Annotated in this window: 14 protein-coding genes; 10 read left to right on the top strand and 4 right to left on the bottom strand. The window is 67.8% G+C overall.

Annotated elements, in window-relative coordinates; translation table 11 throughout:
• Window positions 1-114: 114 nt before the first annotated feature.
• A complete protein-coding gene (locus EV147_RS05810) occupies window positions 115-1,905 on the top strand; it encodes an FAD-dependent oxidoreductase (RefSeq protein ID WP_198680175.1) in 1,791 nt (596 codons plus the stop codon).
• Entirely contained in the window at window positions 1,902-2,903 is a 1,002-nt protein-coding gene (locus EV147_RS05815) for an aldo/keto reductase (RefSeq protein WP_130390141.1), read from the top strand. The genes EV147_RS05810 and EV147_RS05815 overlap by 4 nt, the downstream gene beginning before the upstream one ends.
• Window positions 2,904-2,921: 18 nt before the next feature.
• Here the strand turns inward: EV147_RS05815 and EV147_RS05820 are convergent, their stop codons facing one another.
• Complete coding sequence (locus EV147_RS05820) at window positions 2,922-3,359, bottom strand: nuclear transport factor 2 family protein (protein WP_130390142.1); 438 nt, start codon at window positions 3,357-3,359, stop codon at window positions 2,922-2,924.
• Between the two features lie 503 nt (window positions 3,360-3,862).
• On the opposite strand from EV147_RS05820, the gene EV147_RS05825 reads away from it, so the two are divergent.
• Window positions 3,863-4,405 carry a cupin domain-containing protein gene (locus tag EV147_RS05825; RefSeq protein WP_157994667.1) on the top strand — a complete coding sequence of 181 codons (543 nt, stop codon included), beginning with the start codon at window positions 3,863-3,865 and terminating at the stop codon, window positions 4,403-4,405.
• An 11-nt stretch (window positions 4,406-4,416) separates the two neighbouring features.
• On the opposite strand, the gene ampC is transcribed toward EV147_RS05825, so the two are convergent.
• On the bottom strand, window positions 4,417-5,562 hold the full coding sequence (gene ampC, locus EV147_RS05830) for a class C beta-lactamase (protein ID WP_130391203.1): 1,146 nt from the start codon (window positions 5,560-5,562) through the stop codon (window positions 4,417-4,419).
• Between the two features lie 20 nt (window positions 5,563-5,582).
• A complete protein-coding gene (locus tag EV147_RS05835) occupies window positions 5,583-5,945 on the bottom strand; it encodes a glyoxalase superfamily protein (RefSeq protein WP_130390144.1) in 363 nt (120 codons plus the stop codon).
• A gap of 172 nt (window positions 5,946-6,117) precedes the next feature.
• Here EV147_RS05835 and EV147_RS05840 point away from each other — a divergent pair, with 172 nt between their 5' ends.
• From EV147_RS05840 to EV147_RS05870, 7 genes are all read left to right on the top strand, one after another.
• A complete protein-coding gene (locus tag EV147_RS05840) occupies window positions 6,118-7,281 on the top strand; it encodes an AAA family ATPase (protein ID WP_130390145.1) in 1,164 nt (387 codons plus the stop codon).
• Between the two features lie 60 nt (window positions 7,282-7,341).
• Window positions 7,342-8,037, top strand: a complete 696-nt coding sequence (locus tag EV147_RS05845) for a FadR/GntR family transcriptional regulator (protein WP_130390146.1) — start codon at window positions 7,342-7,344, stop codon at window positions 8,035-8,037.
• A 59-nt stretch (window positions 8,038-8,096) separates the two neighbouring features.
• Entirely contained in the window at window positions 8,097-9,509 is a 1,413-nt protein-coding gene (locus EV147_RS05850; protein WP_130390147.1) for an FAD-binding oxidoreductase, read from the top strand.
• A 117-nt stretch (window positions 9,510-9,626) separates the two neighbouring features.
• Window positions 9,627-10,835, top strand: coding sequence for an efflux RND transporter periplasmic adaptor subunit (locus EV147_RS05855; RefSeq protein ID WP_130390148.1), 1,209 nt, complete (start codon window positions 9,627-9,629; stop codon window positions 10,833-10,835).
• A gap of 15 nt (window positions 10,836-10,850) precedes the next feature.
• Entirely contained in the window at window positions 10,851-11,582 is a 732-nt protein-coding gene (locus EV147_RS05860; protein ID WP_130390149.1) for an ABC transporter ATP-binding protein, read from the top strand.
• A gap of 18 nt (window positions 11,583-11,600) precedes the next feature.
• Window positions 11,601-12,755 carry an ABC transporter permease gene (locus EV147_RS05865; protein ID WP_130390150.1) on the top strand — a complete coding sequence of 385 codons (1,155 nt, stop codon included), beginning with the start codon at window positions 11,601-11,603 and terminating at the stop codon, window positions 12,753-12,755.
• 23 nt (window positions 12,756-12,778) lie between these two features.
• Window positions 12,779-13,945, top strand: coding sequence for an ABC transporter permease (locus tag EV147_RS05870; protein WP_130390151.1), 1,167 nt, complete (start codon window positions 12,779-12,781; stop codon window positions 13,943-13,945).
• Window positions 13,946-13,965: 20 nt separating this feature from the next.
• Here EV147_RS05870 and EV147_RS05875 read toward each other — a convergent pair whose 3' ends face one another.
• Window positions 13,966-14,856 carry a LysR family transcriptional regulator gene (locus EV147_RS05875; RefSeq protein WP_130390152.1) on the bottom strand — a complete coding sequence of 297 codons (891 nt, stop codon included), beginning with the start codon at window positions 14,854-14,856 and terminating at the stop codon, window positions 13,966-13,968.
• Between the last annotated feature and the right edge of the window lie 14 nt (window positions 14,857-14,870).

Below are 14,870 nucleotides of genomic sequence, written 5' to 3' on the forward strand. Positions count from 1 at the left end.
GCACCCGCCCCGCCCCGTACATTGGGCCCCGGAAAGGTCCGACGGCTGACGGCACGCTGCGGACCCACCGCCTGCAAGACGCCGTCCGCCCACGGCGCAACCGGAGAGGCCCCCATGGCACTGACCACCCCGTCGCCCGCCGCGACACTGCAGACCCGTGTCTGCGTGATCGGATCAGGACCGGCCGGCATTGCCTGCACGCTCGAACTGGCGCGTCTGGGCATCGACGTGATCCTCGTGGAAGGGGGCGGCGCCGCGCTGCAACCGGCCACGCAGGCCGCCGGCGAGGCCGAGATAGTGGACGGACTGCGCCACGCCCCAATGTCGGACGCGGTGGGCCGCGCGCTGGGCGGTACATCGTGGCTCTGGGGCGGCCGCTGCATCCCGTTCGATCCGGTCGACTTTGCGGCGCGCGACCACGCGCCCGGCGCCGCCTGGCCGATTTCCTACGACGAGGTGGCGCCGTGGTACCGCACCGCCTGCACCTACGCCAACTGCGGCCAACCCGCCTTCACGCTGGGCGAACTCGACGCGCCCACGGCACAGCGGCCGCTGACCGGCTCGTTCCGCCCCGGCGATGTGATTGCCACGGATCTGGAGCGCTGGGCCGGCGAACCGGTCTTCGCGCGCCGCTATGCCGAGGCGCTGCGCGACCATCCCAATGTCCGCCTGCTGCTGGACGCCGCCTGCATCGATATCGACCTCGACCCCAACTCCGAGCAGGTGCGCGGCGTGGTGGTAGCCCAGGGCGGAGAAGGCGCCGCCGACCGCAGCCTGCTGCGCATCGAGGCCGAGCGCTTCGTGCTGGCATGCGGCGGCCTCGGCGTGACGCAGCTGCTGCTCGATGCCAACACGCGCTGCGAGGACCGCCTCGGCAACCGCAGCGACATGCTCGGCCGGCACTACATGGGCCATATCTCGGGCAAGATCGCCAGCGTGCGCTTCAACGCCGAGCCCGGCCGCACGATCTACCACTTCGAGCGTGACCGCGACGGCTTCTACGCGCGCCGCCGCCTGACCGTGCCGGCCGAGGTGCAGCGCCGCGAGGGGCTGCTCAACACGGCGATGTGGCTCGACAATCATCCCCCGGCCGATCCGGCACACGGCAACGGCGTGCTGTCGCTGGCCTATCTGGCGCTGCGCACGCCGGGGCTGAACCGGATGCTGACCGCGCCAGCCATCGCCAAGGCCGTGACCGCCGCCAATGCCCGCGGCGGCCTCGGCGCGCACTGGCGCAACGTGATACGCGCCGTGCCGCAGATCGCCACGTTCGTGCCGCCATTCATCTATCGCCGCTACCTGGCCCGGCCCCGGCTGCCCGGCTTCTTCCTGCCGAGCCCCAACAACGTCTACGCGCTGCACTACCACGCCGAGCAACTGCCGCATGCCGACAGCCGCGTAACCCTGGCCGATACCACTGACCGCCACGGCCTGCGCCGGCTCAGGATCGACCTGCGCTACCAGCAGGCCGACGCCGAATCGGTGGTCCGTACCCATCAACTGCTGGACCGCCATCTGCGCGAGACCGGCGCGGGCCAGCTCGATTTCTGGGTGCCCGAGGCCGAGCGCCCGGCGCACGTGATGGCGCACGCGTCCGATGGCTTCCACCAGATCGGCACCGCGCGCATGGCGGCCGACTGGCGCGAGGGCGTGGTCGATACCGATTGCCGCGTCTTCGGCACGCGCAATCTCTACGTGGCCAGCAGCGCCGTGTTCCCCTCGTCGGGCCAGGCCAACCCCACGCTGACCATCCTGGCACTGTCAGCCCGGCTGGCGGACCACCTCGGCGCGCAATTGCGTGCCGGCGGAACGCTGCACGACCTGCGCGCCGCCGGTTCCGGCGCGCCGGGCCGTCTCGCCGACGTGCCCATGGCCGCGCGTACCGCCGGAGGAATCGCCCCATGAGCGGTCTCGGTTTCGGTTGTGGAGCGATGCTCGGCCGCGTAGGCCGGGCGCAGGCATTGCGGGCGCTCGAAGTGGCCTACGACAACGGCATCACGCATTTCGACGTGGCGCGTTCCTATGGTTTCGGCGAGGCGGAAATGCTGCTGGGCCAGTTCCTGCGCGGCAAGCAGGACCGCGTGACGCTGACCACCAAGTTCGGCATCATGCCGCCGCGCGCCACGTCGAGCCTGGGCTTTGCGAAGACCGCCGCGCGCACGGTGCTGTCCCGGCTGCCCGGCGGGCGCCAGATCGCCCGGGCCGCGGCGCGCAAGATGCTGTCACATCGCGATTACTCGCCGGCCTACGCCCGGGCCTGCCTGGAGACCTCGCTGCGCCAGTTGGGCGTGGAGCGGCTGGACAACTATCTGGTCCACGATCCCGGCGAGCAGGACCTGAGCGAAGAATTGATGCAATGCCTTGACGACGCGCGGCGCGACGGCAAGATCGGCCGCTGGGGCATTGCCGTGGACCGGCACCCGGTGTTGTCCTGCCCACCGGCCCTGCGCGCCCAGGCGCTGCTGTACGAAGCCAATCTCAACGTGCTCGACGCCCTGTGCAAGGTGCCGCAGGCCGAGGGCCGGCCCGTGTTCCTGGCGCGGCCCTTCGGGGGTGGCGGCGACGCCATCGACGGCGCGATGCGCCGCCCGCCAATCCGCCAGGCCGTGCAGTCGCTGGGGCTGGGCCATCTCGACGACCACGCGCTGGCCATGCACTTCGCGCTGAGCCAGGCCGGCCCCACTGGCATGGTGGTCACGTCGATGTTTACCGAGGCCCATCTGCGCCAGAACGTGGCGCTGGTGCGGCAGTTCCACGCGCTGGGCGACCGGGGCCTGGCCCTGGCGCCAACCATCCTGCGCGCGGTCTGCCCGGCCAATTGCCCGCGCGATTGCGCCAGGAAGCCGCTCGCGACGGCGCTTGGCGTGGCCGCCGCCGTGCCGGTCTCGCTGCTGCTGGACTGACCGGCCAGCGCGGCCGCGTCAGCCCTGCCCCTTCAGCACGGCCTGCTGGCCGCCCAGCCGGGCGCCCATGGCTTCGGCCAGCGCGTGCAGGCCCGACATCGGCCGCACCATGACCTCGAATTCCTCGATCCTGCCGTCCGCATCGAAACGCAGCATGTCGATGCCCTTGAGCGCCTTGCCATCGATCGTGGCGCTGAATTCAAGCACCAGGCTGCGGCCATCGTCGGTGGCGAATGTCCGGTGATAGGTGAAATCGCGGAACACCGTATTCACCGTCTTGAGTACCAGCTTGATCGCCTCGCGCCCCGGATACGGCGAGTGGGCCACCGGCGAACGGAAGACGATCTTGTCGGAGAGCAGCGGATCGAGTTCTTCCATCGCATTGCGCGCCAGCAGGTCGTGCCAGATGGCGAGGGTTTTCTGGGCGGCGGGAATCAGGTTCGGTACGGCGTGCATGGCGTCTCCTCTGTTTTTGGCGATATTCTGATATGCAACTGGTTGCATAGTATCGCGTAATTCCAGCTGGCACCACTGATTGCTCCCCTCTCCCGCAACGCGGGAGCGGGGCCGGGGGTGAGGGCAAGGGGCGCGCTGCCTGACTCACCCTCGCAATTTGTACCGCCCCTTCCTCTTGCCCTTTGCTTCCGCATGCGCGGGAAGGGAGAAACTACAAAAAACGAGCCACAAATCACCGCCAAACCTGCGCCAAAAATGCTAGAAATGCAAAATCAGACAAACTCCTACAGCCTCGTGCTGCGCCGCACTCTAGGATGCATCGCAGGACCTTGACCCGTCCTGTTTCAACACCTCCCCCTGCAGCCCGCCTGACCTACCGCCAGGCGGGTTCTTTTTTTGCCGCGGTTTTCACACGAATGCCGCTTTTGTTCGCTTCCGCATATTATCGGGCGGCACATTCCGGAAACATCGCTGTCACAGCCAACCAAGCGGAGACGACAGTCATGGGAGACCTCCCGGAACACCTGCGCCACGCCGGCACCTTCGGCAGCATCCGGGCCTGGCCCGATTCGCCGAGTCCGATCGAAGCTTCCTGGGTGCGTAGCGGCACCCCCACCACACGTTGCAACCTCCATTCGTCCACCGTGGACGGCTTCGCCTGGACCATGGTCTGGGATTGCACGCGCAGCGCCTTCGAATGGCACTACGACATCGACGAGGTGGTGGTGGTACTCGAAGGCAGTGTGCGGGTGACCGACAGCCAGGGGGTCAGCCACACGCTCGGCGTGGGCGACGTGGGCTATTTTCCGCAAGGCACATCGTGGTACTGGGAGGTGGACGACTACGTGCGCAAGGTGGCCTTCTGCCGCAACGAGGTGCCACGCGCGGTCCGCCTGCCGATGCGCGTGGTGCGCAAGCTCCAGCGCGTGGCCGGCAACTTCCGCCCGATCCGGGCCGTATCCCGCGTGGCTGGCGATCTCTGGCGGCGCGTGATCGGCGTGAGCCGCACCACGGCCACCGTGATGCTGATGGGAATTCCGCTGTAGCGCGCCGGCGGCTACTGCGCCGGCACGCGGTCCAGTGCCTGCAGGATGCGCCACGCCGCGTCGATGCGGGCCGGCACGGGCAGGTTGCGGTTGGCCAGCAGCACCACGCCAATCCGGCGGGCCGGCACGAAGGCCACATAGGTGCCAAACCCGTTGGTCGAGCCGGTCTTGTTGATCAGCACGTCCGCCGGCGCCGGTTGCGGCGGCGCCAGCCGCTGCACCGGATGCGCGCCGAGCACGATGCCCGCGTCGTTGCCGGCCTGCAGGTCGGCCAGTGCCACTGGCCAGCCATAGCGCTCCCAGCCCAAACCCTGCGTCATGCCGCCAAGCCGGAAGTAGCCCGTGTGGGTGGTGTCGAGTGCCTGGCGCAAAGCCGGGTCGCGCAGCGTGCTGCCGTCGATGTTCAGTGCCACGAAACGGATCATGTCCGCCGCCGTGGTCTTGATGCCGTAGGCCTGGGCGTCGAACACCCCGGGCGTCACGCGCACCGGTTTGCCATCCTTGCCATATCCCCAGGCGTAGTCGCCCTGACGCGCGGCGGGCACCTGCAGCCAGGTATGGCGCAAGCCCAGCCCGCCGATGATGCGCTGGGTCATGATCCGCTCGAACGGCTCGCCCATGGCCTGCGCGGCCAGATGGCCGAACAGACCGATGCTGACGTTCGAGTAGCGCCGCTGCGTGCCCGGCAAAGCATCGGGCCGCCAGCGGCGCAGCCAGTCGGTCATGCCGGAAAGATTGCCCGCCTCCGCCGGCGCCTGCAGCGGCAGGCCGCCGGCCGTGTAGGTGCCCAGTTCAAGCAGGCTGATCGCATCGAACGCGCTGCCCGACAGCGCGGGAAGGTATTTCGGCGCCTTGTCGTCGAGTGACAGTGCGCCGCGCGCCTGTGCATAGGCGCCGAGCGTGGCGGTAAACGTCTTGCTGACCGAGCCGATCTCGAAGATCGTGGCGTCGGTGACCGGCCGCCCCGACGCCTTCGATGCCACCCCGAAGTTGAACACGCGGGCGTGCCCGGCCATGGTCACCGCCACGGCCATGCCCGGCACCTTGTGCTCGGCCATCAGCGGCCGAATGGCAGCCTCGACGGCAGCCGCCACCGGGTCGCCCGCAGGCGCCGCAAGCGCCGGCAGCGCTGGAGGGCCAAGGCCGGCGCCGGCCATCAGTGCCGCGATGGCGCGCCTCACTCCTTGCTCTCCGAGAACACCAGCCGGTTGCCGAACGGATCGGTCAGCCTGACCTGGCGCGCCCAGTCCTCCTCGACCACGCCGGGCTTGGCGTGACGGTAATCCTTGGCGATCAGCTCTTTCTGCAGCGCGTGGGCATCGTCAATCGGGATATAGACGGCCGAGCCCGGCGTGGCGTCGCCGAAGTGCTCGGTCAGGTGCAGCGTCAGCCCCGAGCGCGAGATCTGCATGTAGAGCGGAAAGTTGTCGCCAAACGTGTGCTCCCAATCCAGCCTGAAGCCCAGGAAGTCGAAGTAGAACTCGCGCGCCTTGTCGACCGAGAAGATGCGCAGGATGGGAATGGCGGGCGAGATATTCATGGCGGACTTGCGGAGAGTGGGGGCAGAGGAACCGCATTGTGCCCTGCCCAACGCGCCTTGACCATGCAGCGATCTTCCCGAAAAGTGAACTGAAATCCTCATAAAAACTTTTACCGTGTTTTATGGATTCCCTATAATTATTGGAATCCAATAATTCAGCCTAAAGCCGCCCATGAGCGACATCTACCGCCGCCCCGACCTCGCCCGCCAGATGGCGCGCCAACTGCTCCACCCCGGCGTGCTCGACGAGGGGCTGCGTTCAGGGCTGTTCCTGTCCGGGCTGCGCCGCATCGGCAAGACCACGTTCGTGCTGAACGACCTGATCCCGGCGCTCGAAGAACTGGGGGCGCTCGTGATCTACGTGGATCTCTGGAGCGATACCCAGCGCAGCCCTTCCACGCTGATCCTGGCCGCCGTGAAAAAGGCGCTGGCCGATCTGGAATCGCCGGGCAGCGCGGTGACGCGCCGGCTGCGGCGGCTGACCGGTGCCGACGTCAGCGCGCTCGGTTTCAAGTTCGGCTTCAAGCTCGACAGCCTGGGCGAGCCCGGCGGTGCCACGCTGGCGCAGGCACTGGGCGAGGTGGTGGACCAGGCCCGGACCGATGTGGTGCTGATCGTCGATGAGGTACAGCACGCGATTACCTCGGACGAAGGCAATCAGATGCTGCTGGCGCTGAAGGCCGCCCGTGACGCGATCAACCCGCGCCCCGACACGCCCGGCCATTTCCTGTTCGTCGGCACGGGCTCGCACCGCGCCCTCGTGGGCGAACTGACCGCCCGCCGCAACCAGGCGTTCACGGGCGCCACGTCGGTGGCCTATCCCGTGCTCGGCAAGCCCTACGTGGACCACCTGCTGGAACGGCTGGCTGCCGAGGGCGTGACGGCGCTGCCGTCCCCCGAGGTCGCCATGAAGGCGTTCCAGACACTCGGCAACCGGCCCGAGGAAATGATCCGCGCCCTGCGGCAATTGCATTTCCACCTGCCGCCGGGCAGCAACCCTGACGAACACCTGCCAGTCATCGCCAATACGCTGCGTTCGGCGGCGGCCGACCTCGAACTCGTGAAACTGGAGCAGCTCGGCGGGCTGGCCACGGCGATCTTCGACCGGATTGCCTCGGCCGAGGGCGACGCGCGAGGGCTGTTCTCGGCCGAAGCCGCCGCGGGCTACTCCCGCGCGCTGGGCCGCGAGGTCAAGGTCGAGGAAGCCCAGCCACTGGTCAATGAGCTGATGGCCAGCAATCTGATCATGCGCAAGGGCCACGGGCTGTACGGCGTCACCGACCCGTTCGTGCAGGAAATGTGGAGCGAAAGGAAGTCGCTCGAAGGCAAGCTCTGAGCGAGACTAAGTGTTAACCCCTGGTTTTCATATAACCAGAAGACTCCTACACTTGCCGCCATGCAGCCAAGGCCAACCACGCTGACCGAGCGGGTCACCCAGCAACTCCGGGCGGAGATCGCCGATGGGACGTTCCCTGTCGGCGCGCGGCTGCCCACGGGCAAGCAATTGTGTGAACGGTTCGGGGTCAGCGCGGCCGTGATCCGCGAAGCCACGGAGCATCTGCGTTCGCAGGGAATGATCGAGAGCCGGCAGGGGCTGGGCAGCACCGTGCGGTCGCGCGTCAGCGACAACGGCTTCCGGCTGGCCGGTGGCACCGACGCCGCCGATCTGGCCGCGATCTTCGAACTGCGCATCGACCTGGAAAGCGCGGCGGCGGGCATGGCGGCCCGGCACCGCACCGACGACGACGTCATGCGCATGGCCGCGCTGCTCGACGAACTGGCGGCGCACCTGGACGACCCCGAGCGCGGCGTGGAGTCCGATATCCAGTTCCACGTGGCCGTGGCCACCGCCACGCACAATCCCTATTACCTGCAGTTGCTGCAGTACATGAATCTGCAACTGCACCATGCGGTGCAGACGGCCCGGGTCAATTCGAGCCAGCATCCGGGCCTGCCGCGCCAGGTGCACGGCGAACACATGGCCATCTTCCACGCCATTCGCTCGCGCGATGCCTATCTGGCGCGCCAGCAGGCCGGCCAGCATCTGCGCAATGCGGCCCATCGCCTGGGCCTCAAGCTGCGCGCCGCCTGACGCATCCGCCCTTCCCCGAATCAGAATTTCCTTAAATCTTGCCGACCACGTTGCCGACCATGTCCGATACGAATTTTGCCCAGCGCCTGACCGAAGCCCTTGGACCCGATGTCGTGGCCACCGCCCCCGAGGCCGTGGCGCCGTTCCTGTCCGACTGGCGCGGCCTGTACAAGGGCCAGGCCCAGGCCGTGGTGCGCCCGCGCACGACCGAACAGGTATCGCAGGCGCTGGCGCTGTGCCAGCGGGCGGGCGTACCCGTGGTGCCGCGCGGCGGCAATACCGGCCTGTGCGGCGGCGCGGCGCCCGATGGCAGCCCGGCCAACGTGGTGCTGAGCCTCGACCGCATGGACAAGATCCGCTCGATCGACACCATCGCCAACACGATGGTCGTGGAAGCCGGCTGCATCCTGGGCAACCTGCGCCGCGCCGCCGAAGAGCACGACCGGCTGTTTCCGCTGTCGCTGGCGGCCGAGGACTCGTGCCAGATCGGGGGCAACCTGGCCACCAATGCCGGTGGCGTCAACGTGGTGCGCTACGGCATGACGCGTGAACTGGTGCTCGGCGTGGAAGCGGTGCTGCCGAACGGCGAGGTCTTCCACGGCCTGCGCACGCTGCGCAAGGACAACACCGGCTATGACCTGAAGCAGTTGCTGATCGGTTCCGAAGGCACGCTTGGCATCATCACGGCCGCCGCGCTGCGCCTGTCGCCGCGCGCCGATTCGCGCGCCGTGGTGCTGGCCGCCGTGGAGTCGTCGCAGCAGGCGCTGCAGTTGTACTCGCTGCTGTTCGCCCGCTGCGGCGCGCGGCTGCAAGCCTACGAGTTCTTTACCGGCGACTGCCTGGAACTGGTGCTGACCCACGCCGAAAACGTCCAGGCGCCCTTCCCCGACCGCCATCCGGCCTATGTGCTGCTGGAGATCGCCGATACCGCCTCGGAAGACGTGCTCAACGCGCTGCTGGAATCGGTGATTGGCGAGGCGCTGGAACAGGGCCTGTGCCTGGACGCCGCCGTCTCGGCCTCGCTGGCCCAGTTGCAGGGCCTGTGGCGGCTGCGCGAGGAAATCTCCGAGGCGCAGCGCATGGACGGCCTGCACCTGAAGCATGATGTCTCGCTGCCGATCGAGAGCATCCCGGCCTTCATGGCGTCGATGCAGGCGCGGCTCGAAGCGGGGCATCCCGGCATCCGGCCGTTCATCTTCGGCCATTTCGGGGACGGCAACCTGCACTACAACCTGTCGCGCCCGCTCGGCGCCGACCCGAAATGGGCGCTCGGCGAAGGCAAGCCGGTCAGCGACGAGGTCATGGCGGAAGTGGCGCGCTACAACGGCAGCATCAGCGCCGAGCATGGCATCGGCCAGCTCAAGCGCGACGCCTTCCTGGCCCTCAAGGACCCGCTCGAACTGCGGCTGATGCAGGCGATCAAGCAGGTGTTCGACCCGCGCGGCATCATGAATCCGGGCAAGCTGCTGTAACGCCGCCGTGGGCGCCGCGCGGTCCGGCGCGCCGCTATACTGGGAGCCTTTTGCGGCATGCCGGGGTCTGTCCCGACCCCGGCATTGACTCCCCGACACGGTTCCCAGGGTTCCAAATTGGCTGACCAAGACCTGAGCAAGCTCAAAATCGACCGCAGCGCCATGGCGCCGGCCCCGCGCCGGCGTCGCCGCTGGGTCCGTTACGCGGTCATCGCGCTGATACTGCTGGCCGTGCTCGCGGTTGGCGCCCGCCTGGCCGGCCCGCAGGCCGTGGAAACCACCACGGTCACCGCCGCCTACCCCTCCCAGAACTACACGCTGCTGAACGCCACGGGCTATGTGGTGCCGCAGCGCAAGGCCGCCGTGGCGTCGAAGGCCCAGGGCCGGCTCGAATGGCTCGGCGTGCTCGAAGGCTCGCGCGTCAGGAAGGACGAGATCATCGCCCGCGTGGAAAGCCGCGACGTGGAAGCCTCCGCCGCCCAGGCGCGGGCCCAGGTGCAGGTGGCCGAGGCCAACCTGCAGCTCCAGCAGGCCGAACTGCGCGATGCCGAGGTCAACCTGAAGCGCTCCGAGCTGCTGCTGGAGCCCAAGGCGATCTCGAAACAGCAATACGACTCCGACGTGGCCCGCTTCAACAAGGCGCGGGCGTCGATCGGCAATGCGCAGGCATCGATCACGTCGGCCAAGGCCAACGCCCGCGCGGCCGAGGTATCGGTCGAACAGACCGTGATCCGCGCCCCGTTCGACGGCGTGGTGCTGGTGCGCCATGCCAACGTGGGCGACAACATCACGCCGTTCTCGGCCGCCGCCGACACCAAGGGCGCCATCGTGACGATTGCCGACATGGAAACGCTGGAAGTCGAGGCCGATGTCGCCGAATCGAACATCGCGAAGATCGCCGTCGAGCAGCCCTGCGAGATCCTGCTCGACGCGCTGCCGAACCTGCGCATGGCCGGGCGCGTCTCGCGCATCGTGCCGACCGTGGACCGCTCCAAGGCCACCGTGCTGGTCAAGGTGCGCTTTGTCGAGCGCGACGCCCGCGTGCTGCCCGACATGAGCGCCAAGATCGCATTCCTGTCCAGACCCGTGCCCGCCGAGGACAACAAGGCCCGCACGGCGGTGCAGCCCTCGGCCGTGGTCGAGCGCGACGGCAAGACCGTGGTGTTCGTGGTGGCTGACAGCAAGGCCCGCCAGGTGCCGGTCACGCGTGGCGAGAAAATCGGCGACCTCGTGACCGTGCAGGGCGTGAAGGCAGGCGATATCGTGGTGCTGGCCCCCGGCGACAAGCTGGCCGACGGCGCCGGCGTCACCGTGGCAAAGAAGTAAGCGGAAGAACCAGCCATGGCCGAAGCCGCTCCCACCGCCGCCGCCCCGCCGCTGGTCTCGATCCGGCACCTTGCCAAGTCCTACCAGCGCGGTGCGCAGACCGTGCCGGTGCTGTCCGACATTTCGCTGGAGATTGCCGAGGGCGACTTCATCGCGCTGATGGGGCCGTCCGGCTCGGGCAAAAGCACGCTGCTGAACCTGATCGCCGGCATCGACCGGCCGGACAGCGGCCAGTTGCTGGTGGGCGGCGTCGATATCTCGGAGTTGCCCGAGGCGTCGCTGGCCGACTGGCGCGCCGCGCACGTGGGCTTCATCTTCCAGTTCTACAACCTGATGCCGGTGCTGACCGCCTACGAGAACGTGGAACTGCCGCTGATGCTGACGCGCCTGTCGCGCGCCGAACGGCGCGAGCGCGTGGAAATGGTGCTCGGCATGGTCAACCTGGCCGACCGCATGGACCACTACCCGTCCGAATTGTCTGGCGGCCAGCAGCAGCGCGTGGCCATCGCCCGGGCGCTGATCACCGACCCGACGCTGATCGTGGCCGACGAACCCACCGGCGATCTCGACCGCACCTCGGCCACCGAGATCCTGGCGATGCTGCAGCGGCTCAACGCCGAGGTCGGCAAGACCATCATCATGGTCACCCACGATGCCCACGCCGCCGAGGCCGCCAGGTCGCTGGTCCACCTCGAAAAAGGCGAACTGCTGCAGACCGAGCGCCGCCAACCCCGGCCGCAGGGCTGACCACGGGGAGCCGGCAACATGTACCTGCCCAGGCTGATCGCCCGCAATGCCATGCGCCACAAGCTGCGCACGGCGCTGACCGTGCTCGGGCTCGTGATCGCCGTGCTGGCTTATGGGCTGCTGCAGACGGTGGTCGATGCCTGGTATGCCGGCGCCTCGGCCGCGTCGAATGCCAGGCTGGTCACGCGCAACGCGATTTCGCTGACCTTTGCGCTGCCGCTGAACTACGAGTACCGGATCAAGGGCGTGGACGGCGTGACGCAGGTGGCCCGCTCGAACTGGTTTGGCGGCATCTACCGCGATCCCAAGAACTTCTTCGCGCAATTTGCCGTATCGGACAACTATCTCGATCTCTACCCCGAGTTCATCGTCAGCCCGGAACAACGCGCCGACTACCAGCGCGACCGGCGCGGCGCGCTGGTGGGCCGGCAACTGGCCGATTCGTACGGCTTCAAGGTGGGCGACGTAATCCCGATCAAGGGCACGATCTACCCGGGCACCTGGGATTTCGTGGTGCGCGGCATCATCGAGGGCCGTGACGAGACCACGATCACGCGCCAGATGGTATTCCACTGGGATTACCTCAATGAAACCGTGCGCAAGAAGACCGCGCGGCAGGCCGACCAGGTGGGCGTGTTCGTGGTGGGCATCGACAACCCCGACAACGGCGCTGCCATCTCGCGCGCCGTGGACAACGTCTTCAAGAACTCGCTGGCCGAGACGCTGACTGAAACCGAACAGGCTTTCCAGCTCGGCTTCGTGGCGATGTCGAACCAGATCATCGCGGCCATCCGCGTGGTGTCGTACGTGGTGATCGTGATCGTGATGGCCGTGATGGCGAACGCGATGGCGATGAGCGCCCGCGAACGCATCACCGAGTACGCCACGCTCAAGGCGCTCGGCTTCGGCTGGGGCTTCCTGGCGCTGCTGGTTTTTGGCGAATCGATGATCATCAGCCTGGTGGGCGGGGCCATCGGGATGCTGCTGACGCCACCTGCGGCGAGCTTCTTCAAGCAGGCCGTGGGCGGGGTGTTCCCGGTCTTCACGGTCTCGCACGACACCATGGCGATGCAGGCCGCCTGCGCGCTGGTGGTGGGCATGGCCGCCGCGATCGTGCCGGCGGTGCAGGCCGCCCGCGTGCGCATCGTCGAGGGCCTGCGGGCCATCGGCTGACCGGACAAAACGTCAAACCGCCCATGGTCATCCCGCTCCACTACATTGCCCGCAACGTCTGGGCGCGCCGCCTGACCACGGCGCTGACCGCCGGGGGGCTGGCGCTGGTGGTCTTCGTGTTCGCCACGATGCTGATGCTCGACGCGGGCCTGAAGCAGACGCTGGTGACCACGGGCGAGCGCGACAACGTTGTCATCATCCGGAAAGGCGCCGAAACCGAGATCCAGAGCGCGATTTCGCGCGATCAGGCGGCCGCGCTGGAAATGCACCCGGCCGTGGCGCTGACCCCGGAAGGCCGCCCGATGGCCTCGCGCGAGGCCGTGGTGCTGATCTCGCTGACCAAGACCGGCTACACCACGCCGTCGAACGTGATCATCCGCGGCGTTTCGCCGCTCGGCGTATCGATGCGGCCGCAGATCCGGCTGACCGAGGGGCGCGTGTTCCGCCCCGGATCGTCGGAAATCATTGTCGGCAGCAGCATCGCGCGCGGCTACGGCAATGTGCGGATCGGCGACCGGCTGCGCTTTGCCCAGCGCGACTGGACCGTGGTGGGCCATTTCGACGCCGGGGGCAGCGGCTTCGACTCCGAAGTCTGGGGCGATATCGACCAGTTGATGCAGTCGTTCCGGCGCACGAGCTATTCGTCGATGGTGGTGCGGCTCGGCAATGTGGACGGCTTCGACCGGTTCCGCGCCGACATCGACGTGGACCCGCGCCTGGCCAACGAGGCCAAGCGCGAACAGCAGTTCTACAGCGACCAGTCGCGCGCGCTGTCCACCTTCATCAATATCCTCGGGCTGACGCTGACCACGATCTTCTCGGTGGCCGCGATGATTGGCGCCATGATCACGATGTATGCCTCGGTGGCCAACCGTGTCGGCGAGATCGGCACGCTGCGCGCGCTGGGCTTCCAGCGCACCAACGTGCTGATGGCCTTCCTGATCGAAGCCGTGCTGCTGGGGCTGGTGGGCGGCATCGCCGGCCTGCTGTGCGCCGCGCTGATGCAGTTTGCGTCGTTCTCCACGACCAACTTCCAGACCTTCGCCGACCTGTCGTTCCAGTTCGTGCTGACGCCCGGGATCATCGTAAAAACCTTAGGTTTCTCGATGGCGATGGGCTTGATCGGCGGCTTCCTGCCCGCGCTGCGGGCGTCGCGGCTGAATATCGTGGATGCGCTGCGGGCGCGGTAAGGCTTGCAGCGAGCAAAACCCTACCCCATCACCTCCTCGCAAACCTCCAACCACGCCCGCGCCGCGTGCGACAGATACCTGCCCGGCGACCAGATATGCGCCAGCGACCAATCCATGGTCGGCTCGGCCAGGCGGGCCACCGAGAGCTTGTCGCGCGTTTCCAGCCGTGACAGCAGCGGTTCGGGCAGGAACGTCGTGCCCAGCCCCGCCGCCGCCATCGCCGCCAGAAAATCCCAGTGGCCGCTCTGCGCCACCACCTGCGGCTCGATCCGCGCCGCCAGAAATGCCTGGCGCAGCTTGCGTGTCAGCGAGAACTCCTCGGTCAGCAACACCAGCGGTTCGTTGCGCAGCGCCTCGAGCGTGACAGTCCGCCCGCTGGCCCACCTGGCGCGGTGCGGGCCGACTGCCCAGATCGGGTATTTGGCGAAAGGACGCGTTTCCAGCGCCAGCCCGGAATCGCCGGGCAGCACCGTGGCACCCACCTCCAGCTCTCCGCTGGCTACCTGCTGCTCCACCACCTGCCCGCCATGCTCGGACAGCGTCAACTGCAGGTTCGGATACCGCTTGCGGAACACGCTGACCGCCGGCGAGAAGAACAGGTTGACCATGGGCGGTATCCCCACGGTCAGTTGCCCCCGGCCGAGCGATGACAGATCCGCCACCTCCAGCGTCAGCCGGTGCACCACGCCCAGCGCCTCCTGCCCCCGGTCGTAGACCACCTTGCCGACATCGGTCAGCCGCACCGACTTCCCCTCCCGGATCAGCAGCGGCTGGCCCACCTCGTCCTCAAGCTGCCGGACCATCTTGCTGATGGTCGACTGCGTGACGTAGAGCGACGCCGCCGCCTGCGTGAAGCTTTTCAGGCGCGCGGTCTCGACAAAGTAGCGCAGCGCCCGGATATCGATCGGCATCGTCGTTTCTCCAT

Origin of the sequence: Cupriavidus agavae, from assembly GCF_004217045.1 — a bacterium.
Taxonomy (GTDB): domain Bacteria; phylum Pseudomonadota; class Gammaproteobacteria; order Burkholderiales; family Burkholderiaceae; genus Cupriavidus; species Cupriavidus agavae.

Bases quoted from the DNA above. Each gene is read 5' to 3' on its own strand.
- EV147_RS05810 (WP_198680175.1), top strand. From the start codon at position 115: ATGGCACTGACCACCCCGTCGCCCGCCGCGACACTGCAGACCCGTGTC.
- EV147_RS05815 (WP_130390141.1), top strand. From the start codon at position 1,902: ATGAGCGGTCTCGGTTTCGGTTGTGGAGCGATGCTCGGCCGCGTAGGC.
- EV147_RS05820 (WP_130390142.1), bottom strand. From the start codon at position 3,359: ATGCACGCCGTACCGAACCTGATTCCCGCCGCCCAGAAAACCCTCGCC.
- EV147_RS05825 (WP_157994667.1), top strand. From the start codon at position 3,863: ATGGGAGACCTCCCGGAACACCTGCGCCACGCCGGCACCTTCGGCAGC.
- ampC (WP_130391203.1), bottom strand. From the start codon at position 5,562: ATGGCCGGCGCCGGCCTTGGCCCTCCAGCGCTGCCGGCGCTTGCGGCG.
- EV147_RS05835 (WP_130390144.1), bottom strand. From the start codon at position 5,945: ATGAATATCTCGCCCGCCATTCCCATCCTGCGCATCTTCTCGGTCGAC.
- EV147_RS05840 (WP_130390145.1), top strand. From the start codon at position 6,118: ATGAGCGACATCTACCGCCGCCCCGACCTCGCCCGCCAGATGGCGCGC.
- EV147_RS05845 (WP_130390146.1), top strand. From the start codon at position 7,342: ATGCAGCCAAGGCCAACCACGCTGACCGAGCGGGTCACCCAGCAACTC.
- EV147_RS05850 (WP_130390147.1), top strand. From the start codon at position 8,097: ATGTCCGATACGAATTTTGCCCAGCGCCTGACCGAAGCCCTTGGACCC.
- EV147_RS05860 (WP_130390149.1), top strand. From the start codon at position 10,851: ATGGCCGAAGCCGCTCCCACCGCCGCCGCCCCGCCGCTGGTCTCGATC.
- EV147_RS05865 (WP_130390150.1), top strand. From the start codon at position 11,601: ATGTACCTGCCCAGGCTGATCGCCCGCAATGCCATGCGCCACAAGCTG.
- EV147_RS05870 (WP_130390151.1), top strand. From the start codon at position 12,779: ATGGTCATCCCGCTCCACTACATTGCCCGCAACGTCTGGGCGCGCCGC.
- EV147_RS05875 (WP_130390152.1), bottom strand. From the start codon at position 14,856: ATGCCGATCGATATCCGGGCGCTGCGCTACTTTGTCGAGACCGCGCGC.